This window comes from Pseudomonas sp. GW821-FHT04C07 (assembly GCF_059420325.1).
This window is the reverse complement of record NZ_JBWKTM010000008.1, coordinates 127,581-144,653: the sequence shown is the minus strand read 5'-3', so window position 1 is coordinate 144,653 and position 17,073 is coordinate 127,581. Positions and strand designations below refer to the sequence as shown.

Annotated in this window: 19 protein-coding genes; 13 read left to right on the top strand and 6 right to left on the bottom strand. The window is 59.9% G+C overall.

Annotated features, from left to right (window positions below; translation table 11 throughout):
- Positions 1 to 19 precede the first annotated feature (19 nt).
- The 6 genes from ureA (at position 20) to AC07UI_RS16420 (ending at position 4,837) form a co-directional block, all read left to right on the top strand.
- Positions 20 to 322 carry an urease subunit gamma gene (ureA, locus tag AC07UI_RS16445; RefSeq protein ID WP_494993485.1) on the top strand — a complete coding sequence of 101 codons (303 nt, stop codon included), beginning with the start codon at positions 20 to 22 and terminating at the stop codon, positions 320 to 322.
- 9 nt (positions 323 to 331) lie between these two features.
- On the top strand, positions 332 to 865 hold the full coding sequence (locus AC07UI_RS16440; RefSeq protein ID WP_494993484.1) for a GNAT family N-acetyltransferase: 534 nt from the start codon (positions 332 to 334) through the stop codon (positions 863 to 865).
- A gap of 6 nt (positions 866 to 871) precedes the next feature.
- Positions 872 to 1,408, top strand: coding sequence for a GNAT family N-acetyltransferase (locus AC07UI_RS16435; protein ID WP_494993483.1), 537 nt, complete (start codon positions 872 to 874; stop codon positions 1,406 to 1,408).
- Positions 1,405 to 1,713 (top strand): urease subunit beta, encoded by a 309-nt coding sequence (locus AC07UI_RS16430; protein WP_494993482.1) that lies wholly within the window; start codon positions 1,405 to 1,407, stop codon positions 1,711 to 1,713. Before AC07UI_RS16435 ends, AC07UI_RS16430 begins: the two co-directional genes overlap by 4 nt.
- Positions 1,714 to 1,855: 142 nt before the next feature.
- The gene (gene ureC, locus AC07UI_RS16425; protein ID WP_494993481.1) at positions 1,856 to 3,556 is read left to right on the top strand and encodes an urease subunit alpha; all 1,701 of its coding nucleotides are present in this window, start codon (positions 1,856 to 1,858) and stop codon (positions 3,554 to 3,556) included.
- 153 nt (positions 3,557 to 3,709) lie between these two features.
- Positions 3,710 to 4,837, top strand: coding sequence for a sensor histidine kinase (locus AC07UI_RS16420; RefSeq protein WP_494993480.1), 1,128 nt, complete (start codon positions 3,710 to 3,712; stop codon positions 4,835 to 4,837).
- Positions 4,838 to 4,873: 36 nt separating this feature from the next.
- Here the strand turns inward: AC07UI_RS16420 and AC07UI_RS16415 are convergent, their stop codons facing one another.
- Both AC07UI_RS16415 and AC07UI_RS16410 read right to left on the bottom strand, forming a co-directional pair.
- The gene (locus AC07UI_RS16415; protein WP_494993479.1) at positions 4,874 to 5,179 is read right to left on the bottom strand and encodes a chaperone modulator CbpM; all 306 of its coding nucleotides are present in this window, start codon (positions 5,177 to 5,179) and stop codon (positions 4,874 to 4,876) included.
- Positions 5,180 to 5,181: 2 nt separating this feature from the next.
- Complete coding sequence (locus AC07UI_RS16410) at positions 5,182 to 6,144, bottom strand: DnaJ C-terminal domain-containing protein (RefSeq protein WP_494993478.1); 963 nt, start codon at positions 6,142 to 6,144, stop codon at positions 5,182 to 5,184.
- Between the two features lie 297 nt (positions 6,145 to 6,441).
- Between AC07UI_RS16410 and AC07UI_RS16405 the strand changes: the two genes are divergently transcribed.
- Positions 6,442 to 7,710, top strand: a complete 1,269-nt coding sequence (locus AC07UI_RS16405) for an Hsp70 family protein (protein ID WP_494993477.1) — start codon at positions 6,442 to 6,444, stop codon at positions 7,708 to 7,710.
- Positions 7,711 to 7,848: 138 nt separating this feature from the next.
- Here the strand turns inward: AC07UI_RS16405 and AC07UI_RS16400 are convergent, their stop codons facing one another.
- The 4 genes from AC07UI_RS16400 to AC07UI_RS16385 all read right to left on the bottom strand — a co-directional run bounded on the left by AC07UI_RS16400 (position 7,849) and on the right by AC07UI_RS16385 (position 12,629).
- Positions 7,849 to 8,859: an AI-2E family transporter gene (locus AC07UI_RS16400; RefSeq protein WP_494993476.1), complete on the bottom strand. Its 1,011-nt coding sequence runs from the start codon at positions 8,857 to 8,859 to the stop codon at positions 7,849 to 7,851.
- Positions 8,860 to 8,991: 132 nt separating this feature from the next.
- On the bottom strand, positions 8,992 to 9,297 hold the full coding sequence (locus tag AC07UI_RS16395) for a PsiF family protein (RefSeq protein WP_494993475.1): 306 nt from the start codon (positions 9,295 to 9,297) through the stop codon (positions 8,992 to 8,994).
- A gap of 176 nt (positions 9,298 to 9,473) precedes the next feature.
- On the bottom strand, positions 9,474 to 10,364 hold the full coding sequence (locus AC07UI_RS16390) for an esterase/lipase family protein (RefSeq protein ID WP_494993474.1): 891 nt from the start codon (positions 10,362 to 10,364) through the stop codon (positions 9,474 to 9,476).
- Positions 10,365 to 10,553: 189 nt separating this feature from the next.
- Positions 10,554 to 12,629, bottom strand: a complete 2,076-nt coding sequence (locus AC07UI_RS16385) for an AsmA family protein (protein ID WP_494993473.1) — start codon at positions 12,627 to 12,629, stop codon at positions 10,554 to 10,556.
- A gap of 391 nt (positions 12,630 to 13,020) precedes the next feature.
- Between AC07UI_RS16385 and AC07UI_RS16380 the strand changes: the two genes are divergently transcribed.
- From AC07UI_RS16380 to AC07UI_RS16355, 6 genes are all read left to right on the top strand, one after another.
- Positions 13,021 to 13,368, top strand: a complete 348-nt coding sequence (locus AC07UI_RS16380) for a hypothetical protein (RefSeq protein ID WP_494993472.1) — start codon at positions 13,021 to 13,023, stop codon at positions 13,366 to 13,368.
- Between the two features lie 166 nt (positions 13,369 to 13,534).
- Positions 13,535 to 14,167 carry a TetR family transcriptional regulator gene (locus AC07UI_RS16375; protein WP_494993471.1) on the top strand — a complete coding sequence of 211 codons (633 nt, stop codon included), beginning with the start codon at positions 13,535 to 13,537 and terminating at the stop codon, positions 14,165 to 14,167.
- Between the two features lie 305 nt (positions 14,168 to 14,472).
- Entirely contained in the window at positions 14,473 to 14,973 is a 501-nt protein-coding gene (gene ureE / locus AC07UI_RS16370; RefSeq protein ID WP_494993470.1) for an urease accessory protein UreE, read from the top strand.
- A complete protein-coding gene (locus tag AC07UI_RS16365; RefSeq protein WP_494993469.1) occupies positions 14,970 to 15,644 on the top strand; it encodes an urease accessory protein UreF in 675 nt (224 codons plus the stop codon). Before ureE ends, AC07UI_RS16365 begins: the two co-directional genes overlap by 4 nt.
- A gap of 9 nt (positions 15,645 to 15,653) precedes the next feature.
- Entirely contained in the window at positions 15,654 to 16,268 is a 615-nt protein-coding gene (ureG, locus tag AC07UI_RS16360) for an urease accessory protein UreG (protein WP_494993468.1), read from the top strand.
- A 42-nt stretch (positions 16,269 to 16,310) separates the two neighbouring features.
- The gene (locus AC07UI_RS16355) at positions 16,311 to 16,883 is read left to right on the top strand and encodes a HupE/UreJ family protein (RefSeq protein WP_494993467.1); all 573 of its coding nucleotides are present in this window, start codon (positions 16,311 to 16,313) and stop codon (positions 16,881 to 16,883) included.
- Positions 16,884 to 17,073 lie beyond the last annotated feature (190 nt).

The window sequence follows — 17,073 nt, the reverse complement described above, 5'->3', positions numbered from 1 at the left end:
TGATAACGGACTTCGAACGATGGACCTGACCCCACGCGAAAAAGACAAGCTGCTGATCTTCACCGCCGGCCTTGTGGCCGAGCGACGGCTGGCCCGCGGCGTGAAGCTAAACTATCCGGAAGCCATGGCCTATATCTCCGCGGCGCTGCTCGAAGGCGCCCGTGACGGTCGGACTGTGGCCGAGTTGATGCACTACGGCACCACCCTGCTCAGCCGTGAACAGGTAATGGAGGGCATCGCGGAAATGATCCCGGAAATCCAGGTCGAAGCGACCTTCCCCGACGGCACCAAACTGGTCACCGTCCACCAACCCATCGCCTGAGGCTGTGCCATGACTTACAGCATTCGTGACGCGCAGCATGCCGATCTGCCGGCGATCCGTGACATCTATAACGACGCCGTGCTCAACACCACGGCGATCTGGAACGAACAGGCCGTCGACCTCGGTAACCGCCAGGCCTGGTTCAGTGCCCGGCAGTCTCAGGGTTATCCGATTCTGGTGATTGTCGACGGTGACAACAGCGTACTCGGCTACGCTTCGTTTGGTGACTGGCGGCCCTTCGATGGCTTCCGGCACACCGTTGAACACTCGGTTTACGTACGCAGCGACCAGCGCGGCAACGGCCTCGGCCCACGGCTGATGGCGGCATTGATCGAGCGTGCCAAAGACTGCAACAAACACGTGATGGTCGCCGCTATCGAGAGTGGCAACGCCGCCTCGATCCGACTGCACGAACGAGTCGGTTTCATCACCACCGGGCAGATGCCACAAGTGGGCACCAAGTTCGGTCGCTGGCTCGACCTGACCTTCATGCAATTGACCCTCAACCCAGGCGCGGAGCCGCCAGTCGCCAACAAGGAGTGATACCCGATGAACGCTGCCCAACTGCGTCGAGTCCATGCCGAAAGCTTTGCGCACTACCGCCAGGGTTTGATTGAACTGTTGCTCGATTGCGTGGGTAACGGCGCATCGATCGGCTTCATGGCGGATCTGGATGCCAGCCAGGCACGGGCCTACTACGACGAGGTCCAGGCAGAGCTCGAACAAGGCAGCCGCCTGCTCTGGGTGGTGGTCCATGAAGAGCAGGTGCTGGCCACTGTGCAACTGAGCCTGTGCCAAAAGGCCAATGGCCTGAACCGCGCCGAAGTACAAAAACTGCAGGTGCGCAGTCACACCCGTCGCCGCGGCCTTGGTCAGCAGTTGATGCAGGTGCTGGAGCAGACAGCGGTGCAGTACAAGCGCGGCATGCTGTATCTGGACACTGAGGCCGGATCAGCGGCCGAAGCCCTATACCAATCCCTGGGTTACGTCCGCGTCGGCGAAATACCGGACTACGCCTGCCGTCCGAACGGTCAATACCACCCCACCGCCATCTATTACAAAATCCTCCGTGGAGTGAACCCATGATCCCTGGCGAATATCAGATCCAGCCCGGCGACATCGAACTCAATGCCGGGCGCCGCACCTTGAGCCTGAGCGTTGCCAACAGCGGTGACCGGCCGATCCAGGTCGGTTCGCACTATCATTTTTTCGAAACCAATGACGCCCTGACCTTCGACCGCGCCGCCAGCCGCGGCATGCGCCTGAATATCCCGGCCGGCACCGCCGTGCGCTTCGAGCCGGGGCAGAGCCGAGACATCGAACTCGTGGACCTGGCCGGGCATCGCCGGGTGTTCGGGTTTGCCGGACGGATAATGGGTGATCTGGATTGACTTTTTAAAATGATCGTTCCCACGCTCCCGCGTGGGAATGCATCCCGTGACGCTCCGCGTCACATAACGGCGGACGCAGAGCGTCCATGGCGGCATTCCCACGCAGAGCGTGGGAACGATCATTGAATTCCAAGGCAAGCACATGAAAATTTCTAAACAAGCCTACGCCGACATGTTCGGCCCCACCGTCGGTGACAAGGTCCGTCTGGCCGACACCGAGCTGTGGATCGAGGTGGAAAAAGACTTCACCACCTACGGTGACGAAGTGAAGTTCGGTGGTGGCAAGGTGATCCGCGACGGTATGGGCCAGGGTCAACTGCTGGCTCGCGACGTGGTCGACACGCTGATCACCAACGCGTTGATCATCGACCACTGGGGCATCGTCAAAGCCGACGTCGGCCTCAAGGACGGGCGCATCGCCGCCATCGGCAAGGCCGGCAACCCGGACATCCAGCCCAATGTGACCATCGCGATCGGCGCCAGCACCGAAGTGATCGCCGGTGAAGGCATGATCCTCACCGCCGGCGGTATCGACACCCACATCCACTTCATCTGCCCACAGCAGATCGAAGAAGCGCTGATGAGCGGCGTCACCACCATGATCGGTGGCGGCACCGGCCCTGCCACCGGCACCAATGCCACCACCTGCACCTCCGGCCCTTGGCACCTGGCGCGCATGCTGCAGGCCGCCGACGCCTTCCCGATGAACATCGGGTTCACCGGCAAAGGCAACGCCAGCCTGCCGGAGCCGCTGATCGAACAGGTCAAGGCCGGGGCCATCGGCCTCAAGCTGCATGAAGACTGGGGTACGACACCGGCAGCCATCGACAACTGCCTGAGTGTCGCCGACCAGTATGACGTGCAGGTGGCGATCCACACCGACACCCTGAACGAATCCGGCTTCGTCGAAACCACCCTCGCCGCGTTCAAGGGCCGGACCATCCACACCTACCACACTGAAGGTGCGGGCGGCGGCCACGCTCCGGACATCATCAAGGCCTGCGGTTTTCCAAACGTGCTGCCAAGCTCGACCAACCCGACCCGACCGTTCACCCGCAACACCATCGACGAACACCTGGACATGCTGATGGTTTGCCATCACCTGGACCCAAGTATCGCCGAGGACGTGGCCTTCGCCGAAAGCCGTATCCGCCGCGAGACGATTGCAGCTGAAGACATCCTGCACGACCTCGGTGCATTCTCGATGATCAGCTCCGACAGCCAGGCCATGGGCCGTGTCGGTGAAGTCATCACCCGCACCTGGCAGACCGCCGACAAAATGAAAAAGCAGCGCGGCCCACTGCCGGGTGACGTTGAGGGCAACGACAATTTCCGCGTCAAACGCTACATCGCCAAATACACCATCAACCCGGCGATCACCCATGGCATCAGCCACGAAGTGGGTTCAATCGAAGTGGGTAAATGGGCGGACCTGGTGCTCTGGCGCCCGGCATTCTTTGGCGTCAAACCGACCTTGATCCTCAAGGGCGGGGCGATTGCCGCCAGCCTGATGGGCGACGCCAATGCCTCGATCCCCACCCCTCAACCGGTGCATTACCGCCCGATGTTTGCCAGTTATGGTGGCTCACTGCATGCCACCAGCCTGACCTTTATCAGCCAGGCGGCACAGGAGGCTGGCATCCCGGAATCATTGGGTCTGAAGAAGAAAATCGCTGTGGTCAAAGGTTGCCGCGAGGTGCAGAAAACCGACCTGATCCATAACGATTACCTACCGAACATCGACGTCGATCCGCAGACTTATCAGGTCAAGGCTGATGGCATTTTGCTCTGGTGTGAGCCAGCAGATGTGTTGCCAATGGCGCAGCGCTACTTTCTGTTTTGATCCTCGGTTGTATGGCAGAAGAACCCGGTGGTCGGATCGATTCGGCCCCCTCGGGCCTTGCAGGCCCGAGGGTTCGAACCGATCTTTTTTACTCGAACGCAAAGGCGCTATGATGCAAGACCTTCCAGCGCTCACTGCCCGGGGCCATCGACCATGCGTCTCTCCGAATTCATCGTGCAACACATGGATCGTATCGTCGATGAATGGGAGCAATTTGCCAACGCCATCGCACCTGACGCTGACCCAATGGATCGGACGGTCCTGCGCGATCACGCAAAGTCGATCCTGCTGGCCGCGTCACGCGACATGCAGACCGCACAGACCGCCAGCGAACAAGCCGCCAAGGCCATGGGCGAAGGTCCGCAGAAAACCCCGAGCCTGAATAAAGCCGCGGCCAGCCACGGCGAGCTCAGGCACAACGTGGGGTTTGATCTGGTGCAGATGACCTCGGAGTTCCGGCATTTGCGCGCCTGCGTGATTCGTCTGTGGGTAGGCGGCCTGAACTCGCCGGAACTGGCCTACTTTCAGGACATGATCCGCTTCAACGAAGCCATCGACGAAGCACTGGCCGAATCCACCGCCGCTTACGCCGAGCAGGTCAATCGTTCACGGGATATCTTCCTGGCCATCCTCGGCCATGACCTGCGTGCCCCATTGCAGGCGGTCAGCATGTCCGCCGAAATGCTGGTGCGTAAAGCCCGACTGGATACCGATGCGCTCGGTTATGTCTCAAACATCAAAAGCGGCGCGCGGCACATGGGGGCGATGGTCAGCGATCTGCTGGAACTGGTGCGCAGCCGTCTAGGCAGTAGCCTGCCGGTCGAACCCGCAGCCATGGACCTGGCCAGCGCCGCCAGGGCCGCCATGGACGAAGCCTGTGCCGGCCAGCCGGCCTGCACGCCGGTCCTGACCATTGAGGGCGATACCCAAGGCGTATGGGACCGCGGGCGGATCGATCAAATGCTGCAAAACCTGATCGGCAATGCCCTGCAGCACGGCGCCAACAGCCACGTTGTGACCTTGACCATCAGCGGTCACGAAGACAGCGTGACACTGACCATGCACAACTATGGCGCGCCGATACCCGAGGACGCCATCGCCACCATCTTCGACCCGCTGGTGCGCAGCGCCAGCGAGGAACTGGCAGGCCCGTCGACCAGCCTTGGCCTGGGCCTGTTCATCGTCAAGGAAGTGGTCTTCGCCCATCAGGGCACGATCGAAGTCAGCTCGAGCGAAGCGGATGGCACGACGTTTACGGTGGTATTGCCCAAGAAGATGTAAAGGCAAAGATTTTTTGGTGGTGAACGACACCCCCGTTTATTCCACCACCAGTCGCCCCAACCGCTGTTTGAGCATCTGATTCTCTGCCCGCAGTTGCTGGACCTCCTCAAGCAGGTCCAGGGCCAGGGCGACCCCTTCCCATTCGAGTTCAAGATCCCGACGCAGCTTGATCGCACGTTTGGCCACAGCCACTTCGTAGTCGGTAAAACGCCAATTCCCGGGCCCGTTACCCTGAGGTTCGAGGATGCCGTGTTCGACGATTTCGATCACGTAAGCAGCCGACAAGTCAGTCACCTCACAGAATTCTTCCATGTCCAGTTGAACGATCAGGGTACTGCGCATGATCAGTTACTCCAGTGTTCTCTCGGGTCAAAAGCGGCTTTTTGCGCCAGTTCCTGCCACAACGCCTTGATCGCGTCGTTGCTGTGTTTGGGCATGACCGCTTTCAATTGCACGAACAGATAACCACGGTGGCCAGCCTTGTTCAGCAGACCATGGCCTTTGGCTCGCATGCGTTGGCCGTTCTGGCTGCCGGCCGGAACCTTCAGATGGATCTTGCCGGTCAGGGTCGGCACCGCGACTTCAGTGCCCAGCGCCAGCTCCCAAGGGGCCAGCGGCAGGGTGATGATCAGGTTTTCACCTTCGACATCGAATTTGGGATGTGGCGCGAAACGGATGGTCAGGTACAAGTCGCCATTGGTCCCCCCGCCTACACCCGGTGCCCCCTGGCCTTTGAGGCGGATGCGCTCGCCGTCGGTCACGCCGGCCGGGATCTTCACGTTCAGGCTTTTGCTGGTGTTGCTGACGTGCTGACCGGCGGCGTTGTACTGCGGCACCTGAAAGCTGACCTTCTTCGACTCGGTCGACAGGGTCTCTTCCAGAAAAATCGGCAACTCCATTTCCACATCCTGCCCTCTACGACCGGTGCTACGACCTGATTGTCCACCACCAAAACCACTGCCACGCGAGCCGAAGATCGAACTGAAAAAGTCCGAAAAATCGCCGGTGTCCTGCCCGTAACCACCTGCACCTGCACCAGCGCCACCACGTCTCTGCCAACCCGGCGGGCCCTGGAACGGCTGGCCATGCTGGCCATATTTGCGCAGATCATCGTATTCGGCGCGCTTGTCGGCACTTTTCAGCGCCTCATACGCCTCGGACGCGTCCTTGAACTTGCTCTCGGCGTCCCTTTCCTTGCTGACGTCGGGGTGGTATTTACGTGCCAGTTTGCGGTACGCGGCCTTGATCGCCTTGTCGTCCGCAGTCGGCTCCACACCGAGAATCTTGTAATAGTCTTTGAAGTCCATCGAGGCAATCACCATCCGTTATCGATATCACGCAGCCAGGCACAGCATGCTCTCTTTGGCAGCGTTTGGATTGACCGATCTCGATCTTGTGACCGAGCGGTGCATCAGAAGTTTATCGGCAGCCGGCGCACCTATTTTGAGCGTTCTGAGGCTACCAGGCCCATGCCTGCAAGTTTGGGGGTGAAGGATAGTCTTTCAAGTCTGCTTAATCGCGTGATTTAGCGGATAGTCGGCCTACGATTCTTCACCGCGCTGACATACACTGCGCGGCCGTTTTTTAACCGGAACTCGAAAGACATGAAAAACGCATCTCCAGCCCGTGCCTGCGGCATCGACTTCGGCACGTCCAACTCCACTGTCGGCTGGCTGCGTCCCGGCATGGAAACGCTTATCGCGCTGGAGGACGACAAGATCACCCTTCCATCGGTGGTCTTCTTCAACATCGAGGAACGCCGCCCGGTCTACGGTCGGCTGGCGTTGCACGAATACCTGGAAGGCTACGAAGGCCGGTTGATGCGCTCGCTCAAGAGCCTGCTGGGCTCCAAGCTGATCAAGCACGACACCAGCGTGCTTGGCACGGCCATGCCATTCAAGGATCTGCTCGGGCTGTTCATCGGTCAGTTGAAGAAACGCGCCGAGGCGACCGCCGGTCATGAGTTCGAAGAAGTCGTGCTCGGCCGGCCGGTGTTTTTTGTCGACGATGATCCGATGGCCGACCAAGAGGCTGAAAACACGCTGGTGGACGTGGCACGTGCTATCGGCTTCAAGGACGTGTCCTTTCAGTACGAACCGATTGCCGCGGCCTTCGACTATGAGTCGACCATTGAGCGCGAAGAGCTGGTGCTGATCGTCGACATCGGCGGTGGTACTTCGGACTTCTCGCTGGTGCGTTTGTCCCCGGAGCGCCGCGCTATGGACCAGCGCCACGATGACATCCTCGCCACCGGCGGTGTGCATGTGGGCGGGACTGACTTCGACAAGCAGTTGAGCCTGCAAGGCGTAATGCCACTGTTCGGTTACGGCAGCCGGATGAAGAGCCAGGCCTACATGCCCACCAGCCACCACATGAACCTGGCGACCTGGCACACGATCAACTCGGTGTATTCGCAGAAATCCCAGCTCGCCTTGGGCAGCATGCGCTACGACATCGAAGACACCGGTGGCATCGACCGTCTGTTCAAGCTGATAGAACAGCGCGCCGGGCACTGGCTGGCGATGGAAGTGGAAGAAACCAAGATCCAGCTGACCCACGCCGAAAGCCGCCATGTGCCGCTTGATCGCATCGAGCCTGGTTTGAGCGTGGAATTGAGCCGGGTGCTGTTCGAGTCGGCCATCGACAATCAGCTCGAACGCATCCGCAACAGCGTTACCAGCTTGCTGAGCGATGCCGATGTGCGCGTCGATCAGGTCGACACGGTGTTCTTCACCGGCGGTTCGAGTGGCATCCCGGCCCTGCGCCAGAGCGTCTCGGCGATGCTGCCGAACGCGCGGCATGTTGAAGGGAATATCTTCGGCAGCATCGGCAGCGGTCTGGCGATCGAAGCCATGAAGCGGTACGGCTGCTGAGTCCTGCCTGCAGATCGGTCCCACGCTCCGAGTGGGAATGCCGCCATGGACGCTCTGCGTCCACTTTGGATGTGACGCGGAGCGTCACCGGATGCATTCCCACGCAGAGCGTGGGAACGATCAACAACAACCTGCAGCCTAAACCAACCCCACCTGTTTCAACTCACTCTTCAAATACGCGTAATAAATCGGCCCTGCCACCACTCCCGGCAGGCCGAACGCGGCTTCGAACACCAGCATTGCCAGCAGTAACTCCCAGGACTTGGCACTGATCTGCCCGCCGACGATCCGCGCGTTGAGGAAGTATTCCAGCTTGTGGATAAAAATCAGATAACCCAGCGCTGCCACTGCCACCCAAATCGACAGCGACAATCCGACGATAGTGATCAACGTATTCGACATCAGATTACCGATGACCGGTAGCAGGCCGAGCAGGAAAGTCAGCACGATCAGGGTTTTGGTCAGCGGCAATTTGATCCCGAACATCGGCAGGATCAGTGCAAGGAAGACTGCAGTGAACGTCGTGTTGAGCAGGGAAATCTTGATCTGCGCGAAGACGATATTGCGAAACGCCTGTACCAAAAGGTGCAGCCGATCGAACAACGCCGCCGCCAGCGGTTTGCGGTTGGTGAGGTCCGGCGCCCGCTGCAAGGCGATGATTGCACCGAGCACCATGCCGATCAGCAGTGTCACGAACATGTGCGCCGCGTCCTTGCCAACCAATTGCAGATCGCTCAGGTGCTTGGTCACCCAGTCGCCGATGGCCACCCGGAACTCGGCCGCGCTGGCCGGTAAATAGGCGTCGATAAACGGCGGCAGTTGCCCGCGAGCCTTGTCCACCACGCCCATGAATTTGTCCAGGGAAGCCCCGGGATTCTCCGCTTCATGCAGCAGGAAGCTAATGGCCCCGGCAAAAATCAGCGTCAGTACGCTGACCACCAGGGTGCCGAGCAACGCCACCGCCAACCAGCGCGCCCGTCGCCCTTCGATCAACCGTTGCAGTTGCGGGGTAAGCATGTTGACCAGTTCGAACACCAGCAAACCGGCGAGCAGACTCGGCAACAAGCGCAGCGGCAAGATCAACAACAAGCCGCCAAAAATGATCACCCAACTGAAGAACAATAGATGACGCTGAGAAAACGTTGGCATACAGCCTCAAAACGAACGGCGTTAAAGGATTGGCAGTCTGCCAGCGTTCAGACGCTGAAGCGAGCGCAAGGATATCTGTAGTAGCAGCGGGGACGCCTGGCCCCCCCCCTGCTCCTACGACGAGAGCCCGGGTTATTTTTTCTTCAGGCAATCACTCATGAAGGTTTTGCGTGCATCCCCTTTAAGCGCCTGAGTAGCGGCCGTGGCGTTGCAGGTTTTCATCTTCTCTTGTTGAGGCGTCATTGGTTTGGCTGCTTGTGCCGCTGGCGCGGCTTTCAGGCACGTGCTCATAAAGGCTTTGCGCTCGTCGCCTTTGAGGGTTTTCGCGGTGGCATCGGCGTTACAAGTGGCCATCTTGTTCTGTTGGGCAGTGGCGGCAAAGCCTTGGGAACAGATCAGCAAACCCACCATCAACAAAGGGATACGCAGCATCTTCATGGAGTTTTCTCCTTGTTACCGCACCGAGGGGCACGGCTTCTTTCGCAGTGTAGACAACCGCTGTTACGCCTTCACTGAATCTGTAGGTGAGTCCGACGATTATGCTCCAGAGGACAGCCGGCCTGGCGCTGGAACATCGCGATGAACGATAACGCGGTCAGTATCAAGAAACGCGACTACACACCCGCCATCTTCAACCTCTGTGCATGCTCGACAAACAACCGAATCGGCTCGGCGCCTTTGCCCACCAGTCCCAGTGACTGGTTGACGATGTCGAAGTGATCCAGCGGATACTCATCGCCAATCACCGTGCCCAGGTGGGAGCTGTAGCGCCCGACCATGCCATCGCAGTGCCCGGCTTCGCGGACGAAGGTTTTGGCAAATAACCGGCAGCTGCGGTTAGTGCCATCAAACAGGTTACAGCCCCGATCAGTCTTGCCCGGCTGCAAGGTCCCGGACCAGGAGTAATAGCGCACACCGTTGACCACTTCAGCACCGTGCCCGCCCCACGTGTCGGGCAAACCCTGGGGGTATTGGCGGTTGAACAACGCCACGCCCTCGGTGGTCAGCGATTGGTGGGAGGCCTGGATATCCACCGGCAATTTCGGCCCGCGATAGCCGGTTTCCAGCAGGCTCATCAACGCCGCGATCAGCCACAGCGCAAAGCTCAGCAGGCGCCCGCGAGGACTGTCCGAGGGGTAATGGATGTGCAGGTAATCCGCCAACTCTGATCCATGATTCGGACCCGCCACCGAGGTCACCGAGGCCACCCAGTCCGGGCGTTTGGCTGCGGCGTAACGCGCCGTCAACGAACCTTGGCTGTGGCCGATCAAATTGACTTTGGCGGCACCGGTCTCGCGCAAAATCGCTTCGATGCGCATCAACAGCTGCTCACCGCGCACCTCACTGGAGTTGAGCGGCGAGACTTGCACTGCGATCACCGTCGCCCCGCCACGGCGCAGGGCCGAAATAATTCCGTACCAGTATGGGTAGAGCAACAAGCGGATAAACCCCAACATCCCCGGGACCAACACCAAGGGATAACGCGTGGCGGATTCTTGCGGCATGGACGAACGTTCCTGACCTGACCTGAGCCTCCCATCCTAGACGTAATGGCTGGGGAATGAGCCAGCATCGGCAGCCTCGATGACAAGCCCATGACGCTATTTCAACCCGGCCACCCCGATAGCGGTCCAGGTCGGGTCAGCGATGCTCACGGGCAACTTGCGATGGCGTCATGGCAGATGCCATGAAAATCACTTGCTCGACTTGACCATCACCGGTGCCGTACCTGCCTTCATCTGTGCCAGCAGCGGCGCACATTGATTCGGCTCTCCACCGCTTGGCGCCACCAGGGCCAGCAGCCCCGCAGCAGGCCCGGCAATCACCCCCAACGCCACCATCCCGGCACCGCGCAACATCAAGGGCACCGCTTTCACACCGGCATCCGGTTTGATGAAGGGACCGCGCACATACAGCGGCGAACGTAGCGAGAACAGGCGCATGCCCTTGGAATCCGGGGTGATCGTCAAGTCCAGCTGCTCGCTGGCCATGTTGGCTGTGCCGTTGATGTAGATGATCGCGTTCTCGGTATCGAACACAAACAGGCGGGTCGTGGCCAACCCGGTCTTGATGTCGAAGTCAGCCGCCGCACAGTTGATCTTCACTTCCTTGTCGCCAAACATCTTCCCGACCACGTAATTGCCGACATTGAGCCCGGCAATTTCCATCAGGCTGCGGCTAATGGCGCCATCGTTGATCAGCATTTTCAGATCACCATTGGCGGTCCCCAGCAACGCCGCCACCGAGTTGCCGCGACCCGCGATGTCAGCATCACCGTTGAGCTCGCCAAAACTGGTTTTCATCGGTTCGAAGGTCGGGAACAGTTGCTTGAGTTTGAAATTACGTGCCGTCAGTTTCGCCCGCCCTTGCAGCGGTTCCGTGCGGCCATCAAGACGAATCTGCGCATCCAGCTTGCCGCCGGCCACGCCAAAACGCAGAGGCTCAAGGCTCAGCTGACCGTCATTGAGAATCAGGTGAGTGTAGAGATCAGTGAAGGGCAGCCCGGCGCTGTGGACAATGCGTTTGCCAGTAAACTCGACATTCGCATCCATATCGCGCCAGCGTTCGGTACGAAATTCTTCGACCGGCAGCACCTTGGTCGCCGACTGCTTGCCTTCGCCACCACGGGTTTTTTGCCTGGCGTTCGAATCGGCGCCAATCAGCGGTGCGAGGTCAGCAAACCGCAGTTGATCGGAGATCAGCGCACCGCTGAGTCTGGGCCGCGGTTTACTGGCGATATAGGCCAGATTGCCGTGAATGTCGCTGCTGCCGATCTTGCCGTTGAATTCCTCATAACGAAACGAAGCGCCATCCGCCTCACGCAGGTTGGCGATCAGGTGACCATCGGTTGCATAGGCCGACGAATCCGGCAATGTCACGCCGGTCAGGGGATAGAGGTTAGCCAGGCTGCTGCCGGCCAGCTTCAGACGCAAATCCAGCGCGCCGAGATTGAGCGGGTCAGTCAGGGTGCCGGCCAGCTCGACGCTGGTGTCTGCGATCCTGACCCGGGCTTGCAGCGGGAATGGCTTGGCAGCGTCCTGCAACGCCAGCAGACCACCGATCTTGCCGGTACCTGCAAGTTTTTGGTCGTGGTATTGGCCTTCGACCTTCAAGGCAAACGCGTAATCCTGTGGCGCAGAACCCTTCTCAAGTGCCTTTTTTGCCGCCGTATCGCCGACGATGTCACTGAACGGGATCGGCTTGCCCAGCGGATCGATCAGCAGGTCGAGCCGGGTTTTCAGGCTTTGATCGTCGAAGGTGATGTGGCCCTTGTCGAAACCGATGGCGCCAATCTCCACCACCCAGCGGGAGGGTTCGGCGCTCGGGTCTTTCGGGGCGAACCGGAAGGTCCAGTTGGCACGGCCATCGGCCAGGCGTTCCAGAGTGGCATTGGGCTCCGTGAGATCAATGCGCGGGATCACCACCCGCCGGGTCAGCAACCCCAGCGGCGAGATACGCAGTTCGACACGCTTGAGGTTGATCATCTGCGCAGTCTTCGACCAGTCCGGGTTGCCCAGGGTCAGGTCTTCAGCCACCACATGCGGCCACGGAACCAGAGCCCGCCAGCCGCCCTCGTCGAGCTCGCGCTGCCAGATCACCGATAGATTGCCGTTGATGGCGAAGGCGCGGTGCAGCTCTTCAGAGACTTTGCTGTTGAGTGGCGGCTTGATCCGGTTCCAGTCAAAGAGGCCGATGATCAGAACCAGTATGGTCAGCAGAACAATGAGACTGGCGACCGTCCAAACGAGAATTTTACGAGTGCGCGTCATTGCACAGGGCTCCTGATTACGGCTGAGCGCCCCAATTGCGACGCACGTGTGAAGCGGCAGATCTGGAATCGACCCGCAGTGGAAACTACGACTGGCAAACGGTGCGCAGGTTTAACCCTAAGGTCAATTTTTCAAGCGCAAACATCGGCATATTTCTGACCATCAAGACAGTTTTTCATTACTGAACCTGCACTTTTGCAAGGCGAAAGCGGGTCGAAAATACCCACTCCAGTGCAAAAGCTTCCGCCTGAGGCGCCCGGTCTAGAGCCTTTTCTCTAAACAATCAATTCTGTTGATTATTACCATTGCCGTTATGAACTTTTATATCGATTTAGCAAGAGTAGCATTGCCTCCGTACCCACTTTATCGCCCTCCCGAGGAGCAACCCATCATGAAACGCCAATTACTGCTTAGTCTGACCCTCTCGGTCCTGGCCGCCAATGCGTTCGCCCTGCCAGCCGCCGAGCAAGCCACGCCTCAGGTGAAAGACAGTCACGGTCACTCGGTTTTCACTCAGACCGTCGCTGAAGGTGGTTCGGACCGTTTGATCGAACGTAACAAAGTCGCCGCCGATGGCTTTGAGCGTACTCCACAAGGCCAAACCGTTGCTGAAGGTGGCCGTGACCGTCTGGAGCAAAAAGGTCTGGCTGAAGATGGCTACAACCGCACTCATCAAGGTCAAACCGTAGCCGAAGGCGGCGCTGATCGCCTGGCCGAACGTCATCAAGCCGTGAGCTAAGCCTGTGCTTGCCCTGGAAAAAAGCCCGATCCCTGGATCGGGCTTTGACTGTGTATAAGTAGCACCTCCCACGCCTCGCCCCTTCTCTACTTCGACTCAAGTTCGACGCCGGCAAAGTTGATTTGCTAGAGTGCGCCGCTGTCCTTGACCGGAAATCCGCCGCCCGATGCTGCCCCGCGCCGAACAGAAACAACAGACCCGCAACGCCCTGATGGACGCTGCTCGCCACCTGATGGAGTGCGGCCGAGGATTCGGCAGCCTGAGCCTGCGCGAAGTGGCAAAAACCGCCGGGATTGTACCAACAGGTTTCTACCGACACTTTGCCGATATGGATCAGCTGGGTCTGGTGCTGGTAAGCGAAGTCGGTCAGACCTTCCGCGCCACCATCCGCCTGGTGCGACACAATGAGTTCGTCATGGGTGGCATCATCGATGCTTCGGTACGGATTTTTCTCGATGTCGTCGCGGCCAATCGCTCGCAATTCCTGTTTCTCGCCCGCGAACAATATGGTGGCTCGCTGCCAGTGCGCCAAGCGATCGCCGCCCTGCGGGAAAACATCAGCTCGGACCTGGCCGCAGACCTGAGCTTGATGCCCAAATTGCAGCACCTCGATGTCGCCGGCCTGACGGTCATGGCCGATTTGATCGTCAAAAGCGTGTTCGCCACCCTGCCGGACATCATCGACCCACCCGCCGAAGCCCTGCCCGAACACCTCACGCCACAGGCCAAGATTACCCAGCAACTGCGCTTTATCTTTATTGGCCTCAAGCATTGGCAGGGATTGGGGAGTACAGAGTAGGTTGATCCTTTTAGATCGTTCCCACGCTCCGCGTGGGAATGCCTCACTGGACGCTCAGCGTCCGCTCTGGATGTGACGCAGAGCGTCACGGGCTGCATTCCCACGCGGGAGCGTGGGAACGATCATCACATCGCTTCAAGATGGTGCAAAAACTCCCTGACCGCACCAAAGTTATCCACACCCTCCCAAATCCTGCGCACCTTTTTCTAGCGCAAACTACACTGCGACAGACATTTCCCACATCTCGCCCGATTGGCAAGCCCCTTGCTCTGACCTGAGCATTGTCCATTGCTGGAAGCCTTCCGATGCTGGTGATTCATCGCAGAATCGACCCTCAACCCCTCTGGGCCGCCGAACTGCACCTGAATTTCGAGGCCCGCAGCAAAAGCCGTCTGCGCTGTTTCAGTGCCGAAGGTGAAGACGTCGGGCTGTTTTTGGAGCGCGGTCAGCCACCGTTGCATGACGGCGAGTTCCTCCAATCCGAGGACGGTCGTATCGTTCGCGTCTGCGCTCGCCCCGAGCAACTGCTGCATGTCACCTGCGCCAATGCCTTCGAACTGACCCGCGCCGCCTATCACCTGGGTAATCGGCACGTCGCCCTGCAAGTCGGCGATGGCTGGTTGCGCCTGCTCGACGACTACGTGCTCAAAGTCATGCTCGAACAGCTTGGCGCCCATACCGAAACCCTCGAAGCGCCTTTCCAGCCGGAACACGGTGCCTATGGCGGCGGCCATCACCACTCCCGGCACGGCGACGAGGATTTCAACTACCCGCCGCGCCTGCACCAGTTCGGCGTGCGTACATGAACCCTGCCTGGGCCTTGCTGCGCCTGGCCAGTCCGCAACTGCCGATTGGCGGCTACAGCTACTCCCAAGGCCTGGAAATGGCCGTGGAGCAAGCGCGAGTGATCGACCCGCAAAGTGCCCGACGCTGGATCAGTGACCAATTGCTGCTCAATCTGGCGCGTTTTGAAGCACCGCTACTGCTCGCCCATTGCAACGCCGCGGCGAATGAAGACTGGGCAGAACTGCTGCAACTGTGCGAACAACACCGTGCCAGTCGCGAGACCCGTGAGTTGCACCAGGAAAGTCGGCAGATGGGCTATTCCCTGCAACAACTGCTTAATGGCTTGCCGGAACTGGACGGCCCTGCCCGGGATTTTCTCGCACAACGCCCCGAGCCCCACCTGGCCCTCGGCTGGGCACTGGCCGCCAGAGCCTGGCAGATCAGCCCGCAGGACGCGCTGGCCGCCTGGCTCTGGAGCTGGCTGGAAAACCAATTGGCAGTGCTGATGAAGACCATGCCGCTCGGCCAGCAAGCCGCCCAACGCCTGACCAGCGAACTGCTGCCGCTGCTGCAACAGGCCCAGCAAAACGCGTCGAACATCGCTCCTCATCAATACGGCAGCGCCGCTTTCGGCCTGTCCCTGGCATGCATGGCCCATGAGCGCCAGTACAGCCGTCTATTCCGTTCCTAGGAGAAACACATGAACGCACAACCGTTGCGCGTTGGTATCGGTGGCCCGGTCGGTTCCGGCAAGACCGCCCTGACTCTGGCCCTGTGTCTGGCCCTGCGCGAGCGCTACAACCTGGCAGTGGTTACCAACGATATCTACACCCGCGAAGATGCTGACTTTCTGGTGCGTAACGAGGCACTGGCCCCGGAGCGGATCATCGGCGTGGAAACCGGCGGCTGCCCGCACACGGCGATTCGTGAGGATGCCTCGATCAACCTGGAGGCGGTCGATCAACTCAACCGGCGCTTCCCGGGCCTGGACCTGATTCTGGTGGAGTCCGGTGGCGACAACCTGTCGGCAACCTTCAGCCCGGAACTGTCCGACCTGACCATCTATGTGATCGATGTCTCGGCCGGCGACAAGCTGCCACGCAAGGGCGGTCCGGGGATCTGCAAATCCGACCTGCTGGTAATCAACAAGATCGACCTGGCACCGCTGGTGGGCGCTTCGCTGGAGATGATGGACAGCGACACCAAACGCATGCGTGGCGATAAGCCGTTCGTCTTCAGCAACCAGAAAACCGGCCTCGGACTGGAGGCGATCATTGCCTTTATCGAACGCCAGGGGCTGCTGACCGCGGCCTGATGCCCTTATTAAAAAAGAACACCAACAAGGAAAGTGTAATTCATGACACTCAAACGTATTCTCGGTGCCCTCGCGCTGTTACTCACCCCGGCCCTGGCCTTCGCCCACCCCGGCCATGGCGACAACGGCTTGATCGCGGGTATCAGCCACCCGATTGGCGGCCTCGATCACCTGCTGGCGATGCTCGCCGTCGGCCTATGGGCCGCACAACAGCTAGGCGCCGCACGCTGGGCACTGCCATGCACTTTTGTCGGCACCCTGCTGATCGGCGGCATGCTCGGCTTTGAGGGGCTGCACCTGCCGGCGCTGGAAAGCGGGATCGCGGCTTCCGTGCTGGCGTTGGGTCTGGCCGTGGCACTGGCGGTACGGCCCCCGTTGAGCCTGGCGATTGGCGCAACGGCACTGTTTGCACTGTTTCACGGCGTGGCCCATGGCCTGGAGCTGCCGGACATGTCCAGCCCCTGGACCTATGCCGCTGGGTTTGTTGCCGCCACCGCGGCGCTGCATGCCGCCGGTTACGCCCTGGTGCGCGCGTTGCCGCAAGCGGCTGCGCCATTGGTTCGCCTGGCCGGGGCAGCGTCGGCGGCGACTGGGGTCTGGTTGCTGGCAGGCTGATTGTTCTATCGTCTGGGCGGGCCTCATCGCGAGCAATCGAGCGTCGACCGGCTGCTCCTACAGGATTTGCGTCGGACGACAAATCACCTGTGACGATCGTTCCCACGCTCTGCGTGGGAATGCAGCCCGTGACGCTCTGCGTCACTTCAAAAGCAGACGCAGAGCGTCTATTGAGGCGTTCCCACGCGCG